The sequence below is a fragment of the Pontibacter sp. HJ8 genome (assembly GCF_054824225.1).
In genome coordinates this window covers 1-623 of sequence record NZ_JSYF01000649.1, presented here as the reverse complement: position 1 = coordinate 623, position 623 = coordinate 1, and the positions used below count along the sequence as shown (strand labels likewise).

At 44.8% G+C, this 623-nt stretch carries 1 pseudogene; it reads right to left on the bottom strand.

The features are described 5' to 3' along the window. Nucleotides 1–290 (bottom strand): annotated as a pseudogene (locus OB13_RS20595) (hypothetical protein); the annotation flags it as partial. Between the last annotated feature and the right edge of the window lie 333 nt (nt 291–623).

Below are 623 nucleotides of genomic sequence, written 5' to 3'. Positions count from 1 at the left end.
CCCATCATGCCCATGAACTCTACTGGTATAATCGGGTAGAATCCTACCTCATCATCCAGGAAAAACAGGTTACTGGACAACCCTATCCGGAAGGCAGCTTTCACCATCGATTTCTGGTAAAAGATGCGGTCATAGTTCAGGGAATAAACATCCCCGTTTCCGCCTAATTCTGCATAGAATGCATTCGGAGCCCTGAATGTATCGCGAAAAGACTGAGCAGATGCCCAGAAGCCTGAGAGTATGAAAAAGCAAAACAAAGTGGCCCGGGCAAAAGCGCTGTATTTATACATAGAACAAGTCAGGAGCAAAGGTAGCAGAGGTATAACTTCTACAGCGCAAATTAGCAATAAAGTATGATATCCGGATAGGAATATGTTTTTCCTGGATAGGGTATGTAGGGGTTGCTTTTCCGTAAGCGTGTCTTTGTTCTAAGACTATACACTACTTTTCATGTTGAATTGTATGTGCTCAGGTCGGGAAATCTCTTCTGATTGGGCTAGAAAGCTGCTTGCTATGCAGTTTGATCAGTTGCTATATACCTATACCTCTACCGGATCCAACTGCCCCTTCGAAGGGGGGCTTTCTGTACGAGTAGGTATAGCGGGCAGGTATAGCAGACATAC